Origin of the sequence: [Pantoea] beijingensis, assembly GCF_022647505.1 — a bacterium.
GTDB classification, from domain to species: domain Bacteria; phylum Pseudomonadota; class Gammaproteobacteria; order Enterobacterales; family Enterobacteriaceae; genus Erwinia; species Erwinia beijingensis.
The window spans coordinates 1041593-1057857 of record NZ_CP071409.1 but is presented as its reverse complement, the minus strand read 5'-3'; the positions used below and the strand labels follow the sequence as shown (position 1 = coordinate 1057857).

The following is a 16265-nucleotide window of genomic DNA, read 5'->3' as shown; positions in this document are numbered from 1 at the left end:
ATGTTTCCCCTGGTCTACTTTTCCAGCCAGTCAGAAAATACGCACCGCTTTGTCATGCGGTTGGGCTTACCCGCACAGCGTATTCCCCTGGATCCTGCTCAGACCATTCGAGCCGGGCTCCCTTATATTTTGATCGTGCCGAGTTACGGTGGCGGCTCAGCTCGGGGAGCGGTGCCTAAACAAGTCATCGGCTTTCTGAACGATGAAGTCAATCGCGGGTTAATACGGGGCGTAATCGCAGCCGGTAATCGTAATTTTGGTGATGCCTTCTGCAAAGCGGGCGACATCATTGCGCAAAAATGTCAGGTTCCCTGCCTCTATCGTTTTGAGCTGCTCGGAACCCCGGAAGAGATTGCAAAGATAAAATCGGGAGTAACCCAATTTTGGCAACGACAGAAAGTACACGCTTAAAGCCTGCATCTACCGCACTTGATTATCACGCGCTCAATGCAATGCTTAACCTCTATGATGCTGGCGGCAATATCCAGTTTGATAAAGATCGCGAAGCAACGCGCCAATTTTATTTGCAGCATGTGATCCCCAACAGCGTGGTGTTTGACTCGATCGCTGAGCGCCTGCGCTATCTGGTTTCTGAAGGATATTATGAAGCAGAGATCCTCAACCGCTACACATTCGATTTTATTAGCGCCCTGTTTCAGCAGGCCAAGGAGTATCGTTTTCGCTTTCAAACCTTCCTTGGCGCTTATAAATTTTACACCAGCTACACCCTGAAAACGTTCGACGGCAAGCGCTACCTTGAGGATTTTGCCGATCGCGTCTGCATGGTCGCACTAACGCTGGCACAAGGCGATACGCACCTGGCAACGTCGCTGATGGAAGAGATGCTGACTGGCCGCTTCCAACCCGCGACACCGACCTTTCTGAACGGAGGTAAACAACAACGTGGCGAGTTGGTTTCCTGCTTCCTGTTACGCATAGAAGATAATATGGAATCGATAGGCCGTTCGGTGAATTCGGCGTTGCAGTTGTCAAAACGCGGTGGTGGCGTATCCTTTTTACTCTCCAACCTGCGTGAAGCGGGCGCCCCCATCAAGCGTATCGAGAATCAATCATCAGGCGTGATCCCCGTGATGAAAATGCTGGAAGATGCGTTTTCCTATGCTAACCAGCTCGGCGCGCGTCAGGGGGCGGGAGCAGTCTATCTGCATGCCCATCATCCAGATATTTTTCGTTTCCTTGACACCAAACGCGAAAATGCCGACGAAAAAATTCGTATTAAGACACTCTCGCTGGGAGTGGTGATCCCGGATATTACATTCCAGCTGGCCAAGGCCAATCAGCCGATGGCGCTGTTTTCACCTTACGATGTCGAGCGCCTGTACGGCGTGCCGTTTGCCGATATTAGCGTGAGTGAAAAGTATGATGTCATGCTGGCAGACGATCGCATTCGCAAAACATTTATTAACCCACGCGAGTTTTTTCAGACGCTGGCAGAGATTCAGTTCGAGTCGGGTTATCCCTACATTATGTTCGAAGATACGGTTAATCGCGCTAACCCGATTAAAGGCCGGATCAATATGAGCAACCTTTGTTCAGAAATCCTGCAGGTCAATTCACCAACCGAATATCATGATGACCTCAGTTATCGCCACATCGGTAAAGATATTTCCTGCAACCTCGGCTCACTCAATATCGCCCATGCCATGGACTCAGACGATTTCGCCCGCACGGTGGACATTGCGGTGCGTGGTCTGACAGCGGTTTCTGATATGAGCCACATCCATTCAGTTCCCTCCATTGAGGCAGGAAATGCACAGTCGCATGCTATCGGTTTAGGGCAGATGAACCTGCACGGTTACCTGGCGCGGGAGGGGATTGCCTATGGTTCAGAAGCCGGGCTGGATTTCACCAATATCTATTTCTATTGCATTACCTATTACGCGTTAAGAACATCGAATCGACTGGCACAGGAACGCCAGCAAACCTTTGCTGGCTTTAAGGATTCACGTTACGCCAGCGGGGAATATTTTGACCACTATATCGACCACCACTGGTTTCCGCGTACGCCCCAGGTTGCTGCACTGTTTGCCAACGCAGGTATCGTTATTCCAGACCAGCAGGCATGGCGGGAGTTGCGCGATGCCGTAATACAACACGGTTTATACAATCAAAATTTGCAGGCGATACCGCCAACTGGCTCTATCTCTTATATCAACCATGCGACGTCGAGCATCCATCCGATTGTGTCACGCATTGAAATTCGTAAAGAGGGGAAAACGGGCCGCGTCTACTATCCTGCTCCCTTTATGAACAATGATAATCAGTCGCTCTATCAGGATGCGTACGATATTGGCCCCGAAGCGATAATTGATACCTATGCAGAGGCCACGCGGCACGTCGATCAGGGACTGTCGTTAACGCTTTTCTTTCGTGATACCGCCACCACACGCGACATCAATAAAGCTCAGATTTATGCCTGGAAGAAAGGCATTAAGACGCTGTATTACATCCGCCTGCGACAAATGGCGCTGGAAGGTACTGAGGTGCAGGGCTGCGTTTCATGCGCATTGTAAATCTCCCTTTTATTCTCTCCACTTCTGCTTACGCCTGAAGAAGGAGACTGTTTCCCGAGTGATAAAACCATGACTCAACTTAAGCGCGTAGTTGCTATTAACTGGAACCACATTCAGGATGATAAAGATCTTGAAGTGTGGAATCGGTTAACGGCCAATTTCTGGCTCCCTGAAAAAATTCCGCTATCTAATGATCTGCCGGCCTGGAACAGCCTGAGCGATCGGGAAAAGCAATTGACCATTCGCGTCTTTACTGGCCTGACTCTGCTGGATACCATCCAGAATGCCTTGGGTGCGCCTGCGCTAATGGCTGACGCACAGACACCTCATGAAGAAGCAGTGATGTCCAATATCTGCTTTATGGAAGCGGTGCATGCGCGTTCCTATAGTTCAATTTTTTCTACGCTATGCCACACCAGCGATGTAGATGCCGCGTATGCATGGAGTGAAGATAATCCCGCTTTACAACAAAAAGCCGATATCATTCTTGCCCATTATGCTGCTGACGACCCATTGAAGAAGAAAATCGCCAGCGTCTTTCTGGAGTCTTTTTTGTTCTATTCCGGTTTCTGGCTACCGATGTACTGGTCCAGCCGCGGCAAGCTAACCAATACCGCCGATCTCATTCGGCTGATTATCCGCGACGAGGCCGTTCATGGTTATTATATTGGCTATAAATTTCAGCAAGCATTGAAAAAAGAGAGCGATAGCCGTCGAGAAGAGCTGCAACAATTCGCGGTTGACCTGCTGCTCACACTCTATGAAAACGAAGTCATGTATACCGAGGCACTGTACAACGACGTTGGCTGGAGCGAGGAGGTAAAAACCTTCCTGCACTATAACGCCAATAAAGCGCTGATGAATCTGGGGTATGAGGCGCTGTTTCCCGCAGAAATGACCGCGGTAAACCCGGCGATTCTCTCCGCCCTTTCGCCAAATGCGGATGAAAATCACGACTTTTTCTCCGGTTCAGGGTCCTCTTATGTGATGGGAAAAGCGGTCGATACCGAAGACGATGACTGGAACTTTTAGCCATTCAATGGATGGCATCCTGGCGATGCCTCCTATTTCAATTTAATTTTCAGTAATCGTCTTTATATCAAACAATAACACATTTTATTTATTCAATAACATCGTATTTATTTCGCAAAATTCAGCGAAAATATTCTCTTCACTATCAATGACAATTCCCCTACAAACAGGATAATTCTGATTTAAATGACGTCTCATTTTTTCATCCACTATCCGCGCCCATCCCTTATCTTTACTGGCATTTTACAACCCTCTTAGCTCGGACATGATTCTCCATACACAGCGCAAGGGTTGTCAGATAATCTCAGTGTGATAGGGTATAAACCGATTTTATTTAACCAAGGCAAAAGAAGAAATATAAGAAAATTAACCACTCAACCAGGAAGTTAATTATTTCATGGCAATCAAATTAGAAGTTAAAAATTTATATAAAATTTTTGGAGAAAACCCCGAACGTGCTTTCAGGCACATTGAAAAAGGAATCAGTAAGGAGGCGCTTCTCGAGAAAACAGGACTCTCTCTCGGGGTTAAAGATGCCAGTCTGGCCATTGAAGAAGGCGAGATATTCGTCATCATGGGCTTATCGGGTTCCGGTAAATCAACCATGGTCCGCCTTCTCAATCGTCTGATTGAACCTACTCGCGGGCAGGTTATTATTGATGGCATCGACATCGCAAAAATATCTGATAGTGAATTGCGCGAAGTGCGTCGAAATAAAGTTAGCATGGTGTTTCAATCTTTTGCACTTATGCCACACATGACCGTACTCAATAATGCAGCATTTGGTATGGAGTTAGCCGGAATTCCACTACAGGAACGTCAGGAAAAAGCACTGGACGCATTACGTCAGGTCGGTCTGGATAATTATGCCCATGCCTATCCTGACGAACTTTCTGGTGGCATGCGTCAGCGCGTTGGATTAGCACGCGCACTGGCGATTAATCCAGATATATTATTGATGGATGAAGCCTTCTCTGCACTTGATCCTTTAATCCGAACCGAAATGCAGGATGAATTAGTCAAACTGCAATCGCGCCATCAGCGTACCATCGTATTTATCTCCCATGATTTAGATGAAGCCATGCGCATCGGCGATCGCATTGCCATTATGCAGGGCGGTGAGGTGGTGCAGGTGGGCACTCCAGATGAGATCCTGAATAACCCGGCTAACGATTATGTTCGTACTTTCTTCCGCGGCGTTGATATTAGCCATGTCTTTAGTGCAAAAGATATCGCCCGGCGCAGCGCAGACGCGCTGATCCGCAAAGCGCCCGGCTTTGGCCCGCGTTCCGCAATTAAACTGTTGCAAGATGCCGATCGTGAATACGGCTACGTGCTGGAACGCCAAAAATTTATTGGCATTGTCTCAACTGACTCCCTGAAAACCGCACTGGCGGCGGGAGAAGGACTGGATGCGGCGTTACTGGAATCCCCTGCCGCCGTGCCTGGCGACACCTCACTGAATGAACTGCTCACCCATGTTGCACAGGCCGCGTGTGCGGTGCCAATTGTTGGCGAAGAGAATCAATACATCGGCATCATTTCAAAAAGTACATTGTTACGGGCATTAGATCGCGAGGGGGCAACCAGTGAGTAAGCAAACGGCCAATCCATGGGATTCCGCTTCATCGCAAGCAACAAGCACGCCCCCCTCCAACGATAACGCCCAAGCGGCAAGCAGCAGCGATCCCTGGTCCGCGGCACCCGCGGAGAGTGGGTCAGGCGGCAGCGATGCGGGCAATGCATGGAGTTCTCCCACACCAGACGGAGGCGGCCATGATGCAGCAGCGAACGGAAGTGACTGGCTGAGCAGCGCTCCTGCACCGCAGGCCGAACATTTCAACATCCTGGATCCCTTTCATAAGACACTTATTCCGCTTGATAGCTGGGTGACCCACGGTATCGACTGGGTAGTTTCGCATTTTCGTCCGGTGTTCCAGGGCATTCGCGTACCGGTGGATTATATCCTTGGCGCCTTTCAACAATTGCTGCTGGGCATGCCTGCACCCGTGGCGATTGTCATATTCGCACTAATCGCCTGGCAGCTTTCCAGCTTAGGTATGGGTATCGCTACCCTGATTTCGCTGGTTGCCATCGGCGCCATTGGTGCATGGTCACAGGCAATGGTCACACTGGCGTTGGTACTGACGGCCCTACTGTTCTGCATCGTTATCGGCCTGCCGCTCGGCATTTGGCTGGCGAGGAGCGAACGTGCTGCAAAAGTGATCAGACCCTTACTGGATGCAATGCAAACGACGCCCGCGTTCGTCTATCTGGTGCCGATCGTGATGTTGTTTGGTATCGGTAACGTGCCCGGCGTGGTGGTCACTATTATTTTTGCGTTACCTCCCATTGTTCGCCTGACCATTTTGGGAATTAAGCAGGTGCCTGCTGATTTGATCGAAGCAGCCGAGTCATTCGGTGCCAATCCTCGTCAAATGCTGTTTAAAGTTCAGTTGCCGCTGGCAATGCCCACCATTATGGCTGGAGTTAACCAAACGCTGATGCTGGCACTCTCGATGGTGGTTATCGCTTCGATGATCGCCGTCGGCGGCCTGGGACAGATGGTACTGCGTGGCATCGGCCGTCTTGATATGGGCTTAGCGACCGTCGGCGGCGTCGGTATCGTTATTCTCGCCATTATCCTTGACCGCCTGACGCAATCCCTGGGACGAGATCGCCGCAGCCGTGGGCCGCGCCGCTGGTACGTCACCGGCCCGATTGGATTACTGGTTCGCCCTTTCATCAAGAAATGATTTCTCTGCCGCCACGTGCATCGTGGCGCTAGTTGTCGCCACAAACGACCCGACGCGATAGACGTGTTATCACGAAAGCAAACGCAGCCAGCAAACCGGCAGCGTGAAGTATGACGGGTAAGATGTGTATAAACGCTTATAAGGAATCACTATGCATAAAACAGTCATTTTAGCAGCAACCTTAACCGTCCTGGCCGCGGCACAGGTCTCCGCAGCGGACCTGCCCGGCAAAGGCATCACGGTAAAACCCGTGCAAAGTACCATTTCTGAAGAGACATTCCAGACGCTGCTTGTCAGTCGCGCGCTGGAAAAAATGGGCTATACCGTCGACGCTCCTGGCGAGGTTGATTATAACGTCGGCTACACCTCTATCGCCTCAGGCGACGCCACTTTTACCGCCGTTAACTGGGATCCCCTGCATGACGATATGTATAAAGCTGCTGGCGGTGAGCAAAAGTTTTATCGCGCGGGGCGTTATGTTGAAGGTGCTGCACAGGGCTATCTTATCGATAAAAAAACCGCTGAAAAATATCACATTACCAGCATCGATCAGCTGAAGGATCCAAAACTAGCGAAACTGTTTGATACCAACGGCGATGGCAAAGCTGACCTAACCGGCTGTACACCTGGTTGGGGTTGTGAAGCGGTCATTAATCACCATCTTCAGGCTTATGGTCTGAGTAATACCGTCGAGCATAATCAAGGGAATTATTCCGCGATGATCGCCGATACCATTACCCGTTACAAAGAAGGCAAACCAATTCTGTATTACACCTGGACACCTTATTGGGTCAGTGATGTACTCATTCCGGGCAAAGATACGGTTTGGCTGCAGGTGCCTTTCTCTTCGATGCCTGGCGAACAGAAAGGCCTCGATACCAAATTGCCAAACGGCGCAAACTACGGCTTCCCAGTTAACAGCATGCATATCGTCGCGAATAAAGCATGGGCAGAAAAAAACCCCGCTGCCGCTAAGCTATTTGCCGGGATGAAGTTGCCTATCGCGGATATCAATGCGCAAAATTCCCGGATGCACCAGGGAGAATCCTCGGAAGCCGATATTAACCGCCACGTGGATGGCTGGATTAAAGCACATCAGGCAACATTTGATAAATGGATTTCGGACGCCATGCAATAAGCCCGCCTCTCCGGCGCGTTGTGCCTGAATTACCGAAGGGCTGCTCGCAGCCCTTTTTTGTTTCTTTCATCACTGGTTACCGCGTAATTCAGCTATTTGCCATAACATGTTAATAATTTTTTAAGTTACTATTAGCCTAACCTATTTATCAACGTTGCTTACTGCTTATGAATTCTGCCCCCAAAGGCATCAGTCCCGCATTGGTGGCCTTAATGTCGATTGCCACCGGCCTGTCTGTGGCAAGCAATTATTATGTCCAACCTTTGCTGAATACTATAGCCCGCACGTTTGACCTTTCAGTAAACCTTGCTGGTTTCATCGTCACCACTGCCCAGCTCAGTTATGCCGTGGGTTTATTGCTACTTGTGCCGCTTGGTGACAGGCTGGAACGCCGTGGTCTCATCGTTGGAATGAGTTTATGTGCGACGGCAGGCATGATTATGATCGCCCTTTCCTCATCGCTGAGCATGCTACTGATTGGCACCGCCCTGACCGGCTTATTTTCCGTAGTAGCGCAGATGCTGGTGCCGCTGGCAGCAACGCTTGCCGCGCCAGAGAAACGCGGCAAGGTGATTGGTACGATCATGAGTGGGCTGCTGCTCGGGATTTTGCTGGCAAGAACGGTGGCCGGTGGCCTGGCTCAGATTGGCGGTTGGCGCACCGTATATTGGGTTGCCAGTGGCCTTATGATATTGATGTCATTGGCGCTATGGCACTATCTCCCGCGTTATAAGCAGTCAGTGGTGCTGAGTTACCCTCAGTTACTGAGTTCAATTTTTAAACTGTTTGCTGCTAACCGCATCTTACGCAGTCGCGCCGTTCTCGGAAGTCTTTCTTTCGCTAATTTTAGCGTGCTCTGGACCTCTATGGCTTTTTTGCTGGCTGCACCGCCTTATAGTTATTCTGAAGGTAAAATTGGTCTGTTGGGCTTGGTCGGTGCGGCAGGTGCACTTGCCGCGCGCCAGGCCGGTGCATTAGCGGATAAAGGCAAAGCGCGCCTGACCACCACTGGTGGGTTGTTGCTTATGTTCATCTCGTGGGGGATTACAGCCGCTGGCACCGACTCACTGAGCGCATTAATTGTTGGGATTATTCTGCTCGATTTAGCCGTACAGGCAGTGCACATTACTAATCAGAGCGTAATTTATCGGCATCAGCCGGAAGCGCGAAACCGCCTGACTTCAGGCTATATGACTAGCTACTTTATAGGTGGCGCACTCGGCTCACTGGCTTCCGCTGCGGCATTTCAATATGCAGGTTGGTACGGTGTGTGTGGCACGGGGGCAATCGTCAGTTTACTTAATCTCGCCAGTTGGTGGCGTTGCTTTCATTATGAAGATCGCAGTAATTAGCCTGCAAATAGTAAATTGAGGTATTTTCAGGTCCGTTAGGGTATTAAGCATTTACACACTCTGGTATGGTTGAGTGTGACTTATTCAGGCTGGTTATTTTTACGGATGCAATTAATTAGAGATCGGAAAGAGACCAAACGTCATGGCTGAGCATAATTCTGTGCTGGTGGTCACTGACGATCGGCAGGCAACGCTGCGCGAGGGGATTTTTGACAGTCTTCCTATCGTCATGAGCTATGTGCCTGTTGCTTTTGCCTTCGGCCTCAACGCGACTAAGCTCGGTTTTCGCCCACTGGAAGCGCTCTTTTTCTCATGCATTATTTATGCTGGCGCCAGCCAGTTTGTCATTACAGCACTGTTGAGCGCGGGCGCCTCGTTGTGGGTTGCTGCGCTGACGGTCATGGCGATGGATATCCGCCACGTGCTTTATGGACCTTCGCTTCGCCAGCGTATTACCCATCGCCTTAGCCCACGCAAGACTCCCTTTTGGGCTTTTGGGCTGACGGATGAAGTGTTCGCCGCCGCAACAGCCAAACTCTATCGCTCCGGCCATCGCTGGAGTGAGAACTGGATGCTCGGTATTGCCTGCAGTGCATGGATTTCATGGGTTGCCGGCACAGCGCTGGGGGCCTGGTCAGGTAACGGTTTACTTGATAAGTATCCAGCCATTGAAGCCGCGCTTTCCTTTATGCTGCCCGCGTTGTTTCTCAGCTTCCTGCTGGCGTCATTTCAGCGCCGACAGGGCTATACCGTCGCGGCTGCGCTGGCAGGAGCCTTGCTGGGCCTGACATTATTCTCTATTCCCGCGGCGATTCTGTCCGGTATTGTTGCTGGCTGCCTTGCCTCGCTGATTCCGCCGCGTAAGCAAGGCCATAAATCATGAATACTCAGGTTTTAGCGCTGGGGCTACTAGTCGGTACGGTAAACTTTCTGTTTCGCTATCTACCGCTACGACTCAGCACAGCAAAAACTTCAGCCTCCGTCAGGAGGGGCATGACGGCTTTACTGCTCGACAGTATTGGGATTGCGTCCATTTGCGCACTGCTGGTAGTTTCCAGCGTTCCCGATATTCTGCTCAATCACGGACGTTTACTTCCCACTCTGGTGGGCTTTGGTCTGTTATATCTCACGTTCTACAAAACCCGCAGCATCATTTTCTCAACGCTGCTGAGTGCCCTGGGTTATGGAGTAACCTGGAAATTATTGATGATGGCTTCGTGACCGTAGCAACAACGCGGATGGGAAAAATTCACACTGAACAAATCATCATCGCTACTATACCAGTTAACACTAATGAGGTTCCCCTAAGATGGAAAGTTCGTTTACTCCCATTGAACAGATGCTGAATTTCCGCGCTAATCGCCAGAAGGATTTTCCGCTCCAGGAGATCATGCTGACGCGTCTGTGTATGCATATGCAGGGAAAGCTGTTGGAAAATCGCAATAAAATGCTGAAAGCTCAAGGGATTAACGAGACGCTGTTTATGGCATTGATTACGCTGGATGCCCAGGAAGACCACAGTATCCAGCCTTCTGAATTAAGTTCTGCACTGGGTTCATCGCGCACCAATGCAACCCGTATTGCTGATGAGCTGGAAAAACGCGGCTGGATCGAGCGTCGCGAAAGTAACAACGATCGTCGCTGCCTGTATCTGCAACTGACAGAAAAAGGTAACGAGTTTCTGCGTCAGCTGCTGCCGCCACAGCACCAAAGCCTGCAGCACCTGTGGTCTTCACTGAGTGCTACGGAAAAAACGCAGTTGGAAGGCATTACACGTAAGTTATTGAATCGTCTTGATCAGATGGATGAAGAGCAGGTGATTGCCTCTCTTTCCCGTTAATAGCAACATCTGCGACAAAATCACCGAAGAAAACCGCTATTTTAGCCCCCCATTTATCCATGCCAGCGCTAAAAACGCTGGCATTTTAGGCCCAGGGCCCTTCATACAAGGATGTGTGTATCCCCTGACATATGAAAAACGTGGAGAAAACCATGAGTGCAAATGCGGAGATACAAAACCCGCAGCAGCCAGTAAATAAAAAGAAAAAACGCAAAATCGCGTTAACTCTTCTCGCTGTGGTGTGTGTTCTGATTGGCATTGTCTATCTTGTTTACTGGTTTTTAGTTCTGCGTCATTACCAGGAAACGGACGATGCCTATGTTGCAGGTAATCAGGCGCAAGTTATGGCCCAGGTATCTGGCAGCGTGAATAAAGTGTGGTTCGACAACACTGATTTCGTAAAAAAAGGCGATGTACTGGTGACGCTGGATAAAACCGATGCTGAGCAAGCCTTTGAAAAAGCGCAGACTGCACTCGCCACTAGCGTGCGCCAAACTCATCAGTTAATGATTAACGGTAAGCAGTATCAAGCCACCATCGAATTGCAAAAAACAGCGCTGGCTCAGGCACAGGCTGACCTGAACCGTCGGATTCCATTGGGTGCATCCAATCTGATTGGTCGTGAAGAGCTGCAACACGCGCGCGATGCTGTCGCAACGGCTAAAGCACAACTTGATGTTGCCGTACAGCAGTACAATGCTAACCAGGCCATGATTCTGAGCACCTCACTGGAAAACCAGCCGGCCGTAAAACAGAGTGCAGCCGAACTGCGTGATGCGTGGCTGGCACTGCAGCGTACTGAAATCGTCAGTCCGGTAGACGGTTTTGTATCACGCCGTAGCGTGCAAGTTGGTTCGCAAATCACCTCTTCTACGCCGCTGTTAGCCATCGTACCCGCCAATAATCTGTGGGTAGATGCGAACTTCAAAGAGACTCAGCTTGCTCAGGTTCGCATTGGTCAATCCGCCACGGTCGTCAGCGATATCTACGGCGATGATGTCGTGTTTCACGGGAAAGTCGTCGGACTTGATATGGGAACCGGTAGCGCCTTTTCATTACTTCCTGCGCAAAACGCCACGGGGAACTGGATCAAAGTTGTGCAGCGTTTACCGGTTCGTATTGAACTGGATCCTAAAGAAGTTGAGAAACATCCACTGCGTATTGGCCTTTCTACACTGGTTAACGTCGACACTGCCAATAAAGATGGCATGGTGCTTGCCAACAGCGTGCGGCAGTCGCCTGCTTATGAGAGCGACGCGTTGGCACTGGACTTAGCACCGGTTAATCAGATGATCGCCGATATCATCCGCGCCAATGCGGAATAAAGAAGCGGGAGGCTGTTATGGCACAAAAACCGCTTGAGGGCGCTCAACTCGTTCTGATGACTATCGCGCTTTCACTGGCGACATTCATGCAGGTGCTGGATTCTACCATCGCTAACGTGGCGATCCCAACGATTGCGGGCAATCTTGGCGCTTCAAACTCACAGGGTACGTGGGTAATCACGTCGTTTGGCGTGGCAAACGCCATTTCGATCCCGATTACCGGCTGGTTGGCCAAGCGTGTGGGTGAAGTGAAACTGTTTCTGTGGTCAACGGCCGCCTTTGCAGTAGCATCATGGCTGTGCGGTATATCAGACAGTCTGAGTATGCTTATCTTTTTTCGCGTGATTCAGGGGGTAGTGGCCGGTCCACTAATTCCACTGTCGCAAAGTCTGTTACTGAGTAATTACCCTCCGGCCAAGCGCAGCATCGCCCTTTCACTCTGGGCGATGACGGTGATCGTGGCGCCCATATGCGGCCCCATTCTTGGAGGCTGGATCAGTGACAATTATCACTGGGGATGGATTTTCTTCATCAATGTGCCGATTGGTGTCGTCGTCGTGATGCTAACATTGCAAACGTTGCGAAACAGAGAAACCAAAACCGCAATCCAGCCGATTGATACCGTTGGTCTGGTCCTTTTGGTTCTTGGGGTCGGCTGCTTACAGGTTATGCTCGATCAGGGTAAAGAACTCGACTGGTTTAATTCGACGGAAATCATCGTGCTCACGGTTATTGCCGTGATTGCTTTGTTGGCGCTGCTGATCTGGGAGCTAACGGACGACCATCCTATCGTCGATCTTTCGCTCTTTAAATCGCGAAATTTCACCATCGGCTGCGTTTCTATCAGCCTGGCCTATATGCTTTACTTCGGCTCCATTGTTCTGCTGCCGCAGTTATTGCAGGAGGTCTACGGTTATACTGCTACTTGGGCGGGTTTGGCATCGGCTCCGGTTGGCATTATCCCGGTTATTTTGTCACCGATCATCGGCCGTTTCGCCCACAAACTGGATATGAGGCGGTTGGTCACGTTCAGTTTCATTATGTACGCCGTCTGCTTCTACTGGCGAGCTTATACCTTCGAGCCAGGCATGGACTTTGGCACTTCGGCATGGCCGCAGTTTATTCAGGGTTTTGCGGTAGCTTGCTTCTTTATGCCATTGACGACAATTACGCTCTCAGGTCTGCCGCCTGAACGGCTGGCGGCGGCTTCCAGTTTATCGAACTTCACTCGTACATTGGCTGGTTCGATCGGTACTTCGATTACCACAACAATGTGGACTAATCGCGAATCAATGCACCACAGTTATTTAAGCGAATCAATTACGCCTTATAACGTTAATTCGCAGGAGATGTATCGCCAGTTGGAGCAACTCGGCATGACGCAGCAGCAGGCTTCTGCCTGGATCGCACAGCAGATTACCAATCAGGGGCTGATTATATCAGCCAATGAGATCTTCTGGGCGTCAGCGGCGGTGTTCCTGGTGCTGCTGATTGTGATTTGGTTCGCCCGCCCACCTTTTGGCGCGGGTCCTGGCGGCGGGGGCGGCGCCCACTGATCTGCAGATATAAAAAAACGGGCGCAAGCCCGTTTTCACAATAGCATCAAGTAACCAAATGATTACTGGTTTTGACGCCACCATTCAGCCAAAAGCACGCCGGTCGCCACCGACACATTCAGGCTTTCAACATTACCGGTTCCACCAATTGAAACGCTGAGATCGCCTTTCTGCCACGCACTATCGGAAAGCCCGTCGCGCTCCTGGCCCAGCACCAGCACCATTTTTGCCGGCAGTTCCGCTTTCGCTAACGGCGTACCTTTATGGCTGGAGGTGGTAACAATGGTGTAGCCCGCTTTACGGAAAGCATCAAGCCCTGCCACAAAGCTTTCGCCGCTAATGGCCTGCACATGTTCAGCACCGCCTTCCGCCGTACGTACAGCTGCCCCAGACTCCAGCAGCGAAGCATCGTCCACCAGCAAGCCTTTCACACCAAAGTGGGCGCAGCTGCGCATGATACCACCAAGATTATGCGGGTTACCGATATCTTCCAGCGCCAGTACACAATCTTTTGCATCCGCGTTCGTCAGCCATTCAGCAACCGGCATTCCCATACGCTTTTTAATCAGGAAACATACGCCGCCATGGTGTTCTGTCCCGGATGCTTTTGCCAGCTCCGCTTCATCAACCACGTGATAGGCTTTGCGATTTGCCGCCATCCATTTTAATGCTTCACGAAAACGTGGCGTGACGCTCTGTACGAACCATGCCCGCACAATACAGTCCGGCCGGCTCTGAAACAGTGCCTGACAGGCATTCTCACCATATACTCGCGTTTCTTCCATACGCTGACGACGCAGCTGTTCTGGATCGATATAGCTCTTACCGCTAATTCCACCGTGATCCGGCCGGGTTTCTTCTTGCGATGCAGGAGCCCGGGACACCGTCCGCCATGGTGAATCTGTATAGCCTTTATCGTTACGACCGTTATCACGCCCGCCGCGAGGCTTATCATCAGCATTTCTGGAAGGACGACGATTGCCATCCTGACGAGAAGACGCGGCCGGTCGGCCACCTTTACCGGTACGTGGATTTTGTCCACGCTTGTCATTCTCGTCATCACCGCGGACATACATCACTTTGACTTTGCCGCTTTTACCTTTAAATTCGTCGTTCATCTTTTCCTCCACCTGGCTGAGCGCGAAGCGCGCAGATTACCTGATGTGCCCACGCTAAGCTATTAACTTCCACCAAAAGCTATTAACTATTATACCCATTGAGTATTCCGCGTTGTTGATAACGATGGGCCATTCGATAATTACCGTTACGAAATGGTGAGCAAAATGAGTAAACGCTTACCAGCAACTTATCTCTGAGGTGATTCATGAATACGGTTTGTTCATCATGTCAGGCAACGAATCGCGTTCCGGAAGAGCGTATCAATGATGGCGCAAAATGCGGGCGCTGCGGGCATGAGCTGTTCGAGGGCGAGGTCATTAATGCGACCTCGGCTACGCTGGATAAATATCTGCAAGACGATCTGCCTGTCGTCGTCGATTTCTGGGCACCTTGGTGCGGCCCTTGCGTCAACTTCGCCCCTATTTATAAAGATGTGGCAAAGGAGCGACGAGGAAAAGTCCGTTTTATTAAAGTGGATACCGAAGCCGAACCGACGCTGAGTTCGCGCTTTCGCATTCGCAGTATCCCTACCATTATGGTCTTTAAACAGGGGCAGATGGTCGATATGCTCAGTGGCGCAATGCCCAAAGCACCATTTAATGAATGGCTGGATGAAACACTTTAATTACGGTAGGGGGAATTCTCCCCCTGTTCCATTCAGCATACCCGGGCAACCAGTATCAGTGAGAATGTCTTAATAGTGGCCACTTACCCTCTGACAAGGCTAAGTATATCGGGTGTCTCACTGACGATTCGGCTACACTGGCCGCCATTGTGGGGGTAATAACAAGTACGTTACCTTGCCCTGATCGTTGATATAACCGCCTTTGTGATCTCATCTATGACTGAAAATGCCGTCCTGCGCCTGCGTGCCGAGCGCCTTGCTCGTGCCACTCGCCCTTTTCTGGCCCGGGGAAACCGTACTGTACGTTGCCAGCGCTGTCTTTTGCCCCAGAAAAATTGTCTTTGCGCGACGCTTGTACCCCAGCACGCACGCAGTCGTTTCTGTCTGGTGATGTTTGATACTGAACCTATGAAACCGAGCAATACCGGGCGACTAATCGCCGATATTTTGCCGGAAACCTTAGCCTTTGGCTGGTCACGTACAAACCCCGATCCCGCCCTGCTTGCCGCCGTACAGGATAAGCGTTATCAGCCAGTGGTCGTTTTTCCGGAATCCTATGCGGATCCCGAACGTCAGGTGCTTAATTCCCCCCCGACAACCGGTAAGCCGCCGCTATTTATTTTGCTGGATGGAACCTGGACCGAAGCACGGAAGATGTTTCGTAAAAGCCCGTGGCTGGATAAGCTGCCAATCATGTCCCTGAAGGTTACCGTTCCCTCAAACTATACGCTGCGTGAAGCCCATGGTGTAGGACAACACTGCACGGCTGAAGTAGCTTCCGCCCTGCTGGACCAGGCGGGTGATACCGCTGCCGCAATGGCGCTGACCAAACATTTTTCGCTATTTCGCGAACGCTATCTTGCCGGAAAACCGCATCATCCCAGCCATCAACCGTCTCCCGGAATAGATTAGTCCTTCTTTTTTCGTTCAGGCTGGCACCATAAGTGGAGGGCGCCCAGCCTGGCTGGCTGGCTGGAGAGTATCACAC

The 16265-nt window shown here is 50.8% G+C and carries 15 protein-coding genes; 14 read left to right on the top strand and 1 reads right to left on the bottom strand.

Features of this window, described 5'->3' with window-relative positions:
- The 12 genes from nrdI to emrB all read left to right on the top strand — a co-directional run bounded on the left by nrdI (nt 1) and on the right by emrB (nt 13533).
- Nucleotides 1-411: a class Ib ribonucleoside-diphosphate reductase assembly flavoprotein NrdI gene (nrdI, locus tag J1C60_RS04745; RefSeq protein ID WP_128175852.1), complete on the top strand. Its 411-nt coding sequence runs from the start codon at nt 1-3 to the stop codon at nt 409-411.
- Complete coding sequence (gene nrdE / locus J1C60_RS04740; RefSeq protein WP_128175850.1) at nt 384-2534, top strand: class 1b ribonucleoside-diphosphate reductase subunit alpha; 2151 nt, start codon at nt 384-386, stop codon at nt 2532-2534. The genes nrdI and nrdE overlap by 28 nt, the downstream gene beginning before the upstream one ends.
- A gap of 69 nt (nt 2535-2603) precedes the next feature.
- On the top strand, nt 2604-3566 hold the full coding sequence (gene nrdF / locus J1C60_RS04735) for a class 1b ribonucleoside-diphosphate reductase subunit beta (RefSeq protein WP_128175848.1): 963 nt from the start codon (nt 2604-2606) through the stop codon (nt 3564-3566).
- A gap of 397 nt (nt 3567-3963) precedes the next feature.
- A complete protein-coding gene (gene proV, locus J1C60_RS04730) occupies nt 3964-5163 on the top strand; it encodes a glycine betaine/L-proline ABC transporter ATP-binding protein ProV (protein ID WP_128175847.1) in 1200 nt (399 codons plus the stop codon).
- Nucleotides 5156-6322: a glycine betaine/L-proline ABC transporter permease ProW gene (gene proW / locus J1C60_RS04725; RefSeq protein WP_128175845.1), complete on the top strand. Its 1167-nt coding sequence runs from the start codon at nt 5156-5158 to the stop codon at nt 6320-6322. The genes proV and proW overlap by 8 nt, the downstream gene beginning before the upstream one ends.
- A 151-nt stretch (nt 6323-6473) precedes the next feature.
- Nucleotides 6474-7460 (top strand): glycine betaine/L-proline ABC transporter substrate-binding protein ProX, encoded by a 987-nt coding sequence (gene proX, locus J1C60_RS04720; protein ID WP_128175844.1) that lies wholly within the window; start codon nt 6474-6476, stop codon nt 7458-7460.
- A 167-nt stretch (nt 7461-7627) separates the two neighbouring features.
- Nucleotides 7628-8812 carry an MFS transporter gene (locus J1C60_RS04715; protein WP_128175842.1) on the top strand — a complete coding sequence of 395 codons (1185 nt, stop codon included), beginning with the start codon at nt 7628-7630 and terminating at the stop codon, nt 8810-8812.
- Between the two features lie 142 nt (nt 8813-8954).
- Nucleotides 8955-9695 carry an AzlC family ABC transporter permease gene (locus J1C60_RS04710; protein WP_128175840.1) on the top strand — a complete coding sequence of 247 codons (741 nt, stop codon included), beginning with the start codon at nt 8955-8957 and terminating at the stop codon, nt 9693-9695.
- Entirely contained in the window at nt 9692-10033 is a 342-nt protein-coding gene (gene ygaH / locus J1C60_RS04705; protein WP_128175838.1) for an L-valine transporter subunit YgaH, read from the top strand. Before J1C60_RS04710 ends, ygaH begins: the two co-directional genes overlap by 4 nt.
- Nucleotides 10034-10121: 88 nt before the next feature.
- A complete protein-coding gene (mprA, locus tag J1C60_RS04700) occupies nt 10122-10652 on the top strand; it encodes a transcriptional repressor MprA (protein WP_128175836.1) in 531 nt (176 codons plus the stop codon).
- Between the two features lie 152 nt (nt 10653-10804).
- Nucleotides 10805-11977, top strand: coding sequence for a multidrug efflux MFS transporter periplasmic adaptor subunit EmrA (emrA, locus tag J1C60_RS04695; protein ID WP_128175835.1), 1173 nt, complete (start codon nt 10805-10807; stop codon nt 11975-11977).
- A gap of 17 nt (nt 11978-11994) precedes the next feature.
- Nucleotides 11995-13533 (top strand): multidrug efflux MFS transporter permease subunit EmrB, encoded by a 1539-nt coding sequence (gene emrB / locus J1C60_RS04690; protein WP_128175833.1) that lies wholly within the window; start codon nt 11995-11997, stop codon nt 13531-13533.
- A 62-nt stretch (nt 13534-13595) separates the two neighbouring features.
- Here the strand turns inward: emrB and J1C60_RS04685 are convergent, their stop codons facing one another.
- Complete coding sequence (locus J1C60_RS04685) at nt 13596-14651, bottom strand: tRNA/rRNA methyltransferase (protein ID WP_128175832.1); 1056 nt, start codon at nt 14649-14651, stop codon at nt 13596-13598.
- 206 nt (nt 14652-14857) lie between these two features.
- Between J1C60_RS04685 and trxC the strand changes: the two genes are divergently transcribed.
- On the top strand, nt 14858-15277 hold the full coding sequence (gene trxC, locus J1C60_RS04680) for a thioredoxin TrxC (protein WP_128175830.1): 420 nt from the start codon (nt 14858-14860) through the stop codon (nt 15275-15277).
- Between the two features lie 216 nt (nt 15278-15493).
- Nucleotides 15494-16189, top strand: a complete 696-nt coding sequence (locus J1C60_RS04675; RefSeq protein WP_128175828.1) for a tRNA-uridine aminocarboxypropyltransferase — start codon at nt 15494-15496, stop codon at nt 16187-16189.
- Nucleotides 16190-16265 lie beyond the last annotated feature (76 nt).

Coding starts and splice junctions, on each gene's coding strand:
- nrdI (WP_128175852.1), top strand. CDS start 1: ATGTTTCCCCTGGTCTACTTTTCCAGCCAGTCAGAAAATACGCACCGC.
- nrdF (WP_128175848.1), top strand. CDS start 2,604: ATGACTCAACTTAAGCGCGTAGTTGCTATTAACTGGAACCACATTCAG.
- mprA (WP_128175836.1), top strand. CDS start 10,122: ATGGAAAGTTCGTTTACTCCCATTGAACAGATGCTGAATTTCCGCGCT.
- J1C60_RS04675 (WP_128175828.1), top strand. CDS start 15,494: ATGACTGAAAATGCCGTCCTGCGCCTGCGTGCCGAGCGCCTTGCTCGT.
- emrA (WP_128175835.1), top strand. CDS start 10,805: ATGAGTGCAAATGCGGAGATACAAAACCCGCAGCAGCCAGTAAATAAA.
- J1C60_RS04710 (WP_128175840.1), top strand. CDS start 8,955: ATGGCTGAGCATAATTCTGTGCTGGTGGTCACTGACGATCGGCAGGCA.
- trxC (WP_128175830.1), top strand. CDS start 14,858: ATGAATACGGTTTGTTCATCATGTCAGGCAACGAATCGCGTTCCGGAA.
- emrB (WP_128175833.1), top strand. CDS start 11,995: ATGGCACAAAAACCGCTTGAGGGCGCTCAACTCGTTCTGATGACTATC.
- ygaH (WP_128175838.1), top strand. CDS start 9,692: ATGAATACTCAGGTTTTAGCGCTGGGGCTACTAGTCGGTACGGTAAAC.
- J1C60_RS04685 (WP_128175832.1), bottom strand. CDS start 14,651: ATGAACGACGAATTTAAAGGTAAAAGCGGCAAAGTCAAAGTGATGTAT.
- J1C60_RS04715 (WP_128175842.1), top strand. CDS start 7,628: ATGAATTCTGCCCCCAAAGGCATCAGTCCCGCATTGGTGGCCTTAATG.
- proV (WP_128175847.1), top strand. CDS start 3,964: ATGGCAATCAAATTAGAAGTTAAAAATTTATATAAAATTTTTGGAGAA.
- proX (WP_128175844.1), top strand. CDS start 6,474: ATGCATAAAACAGTCATTTTAGCAGCAACCTTAACCGTCCTGGCCGCG.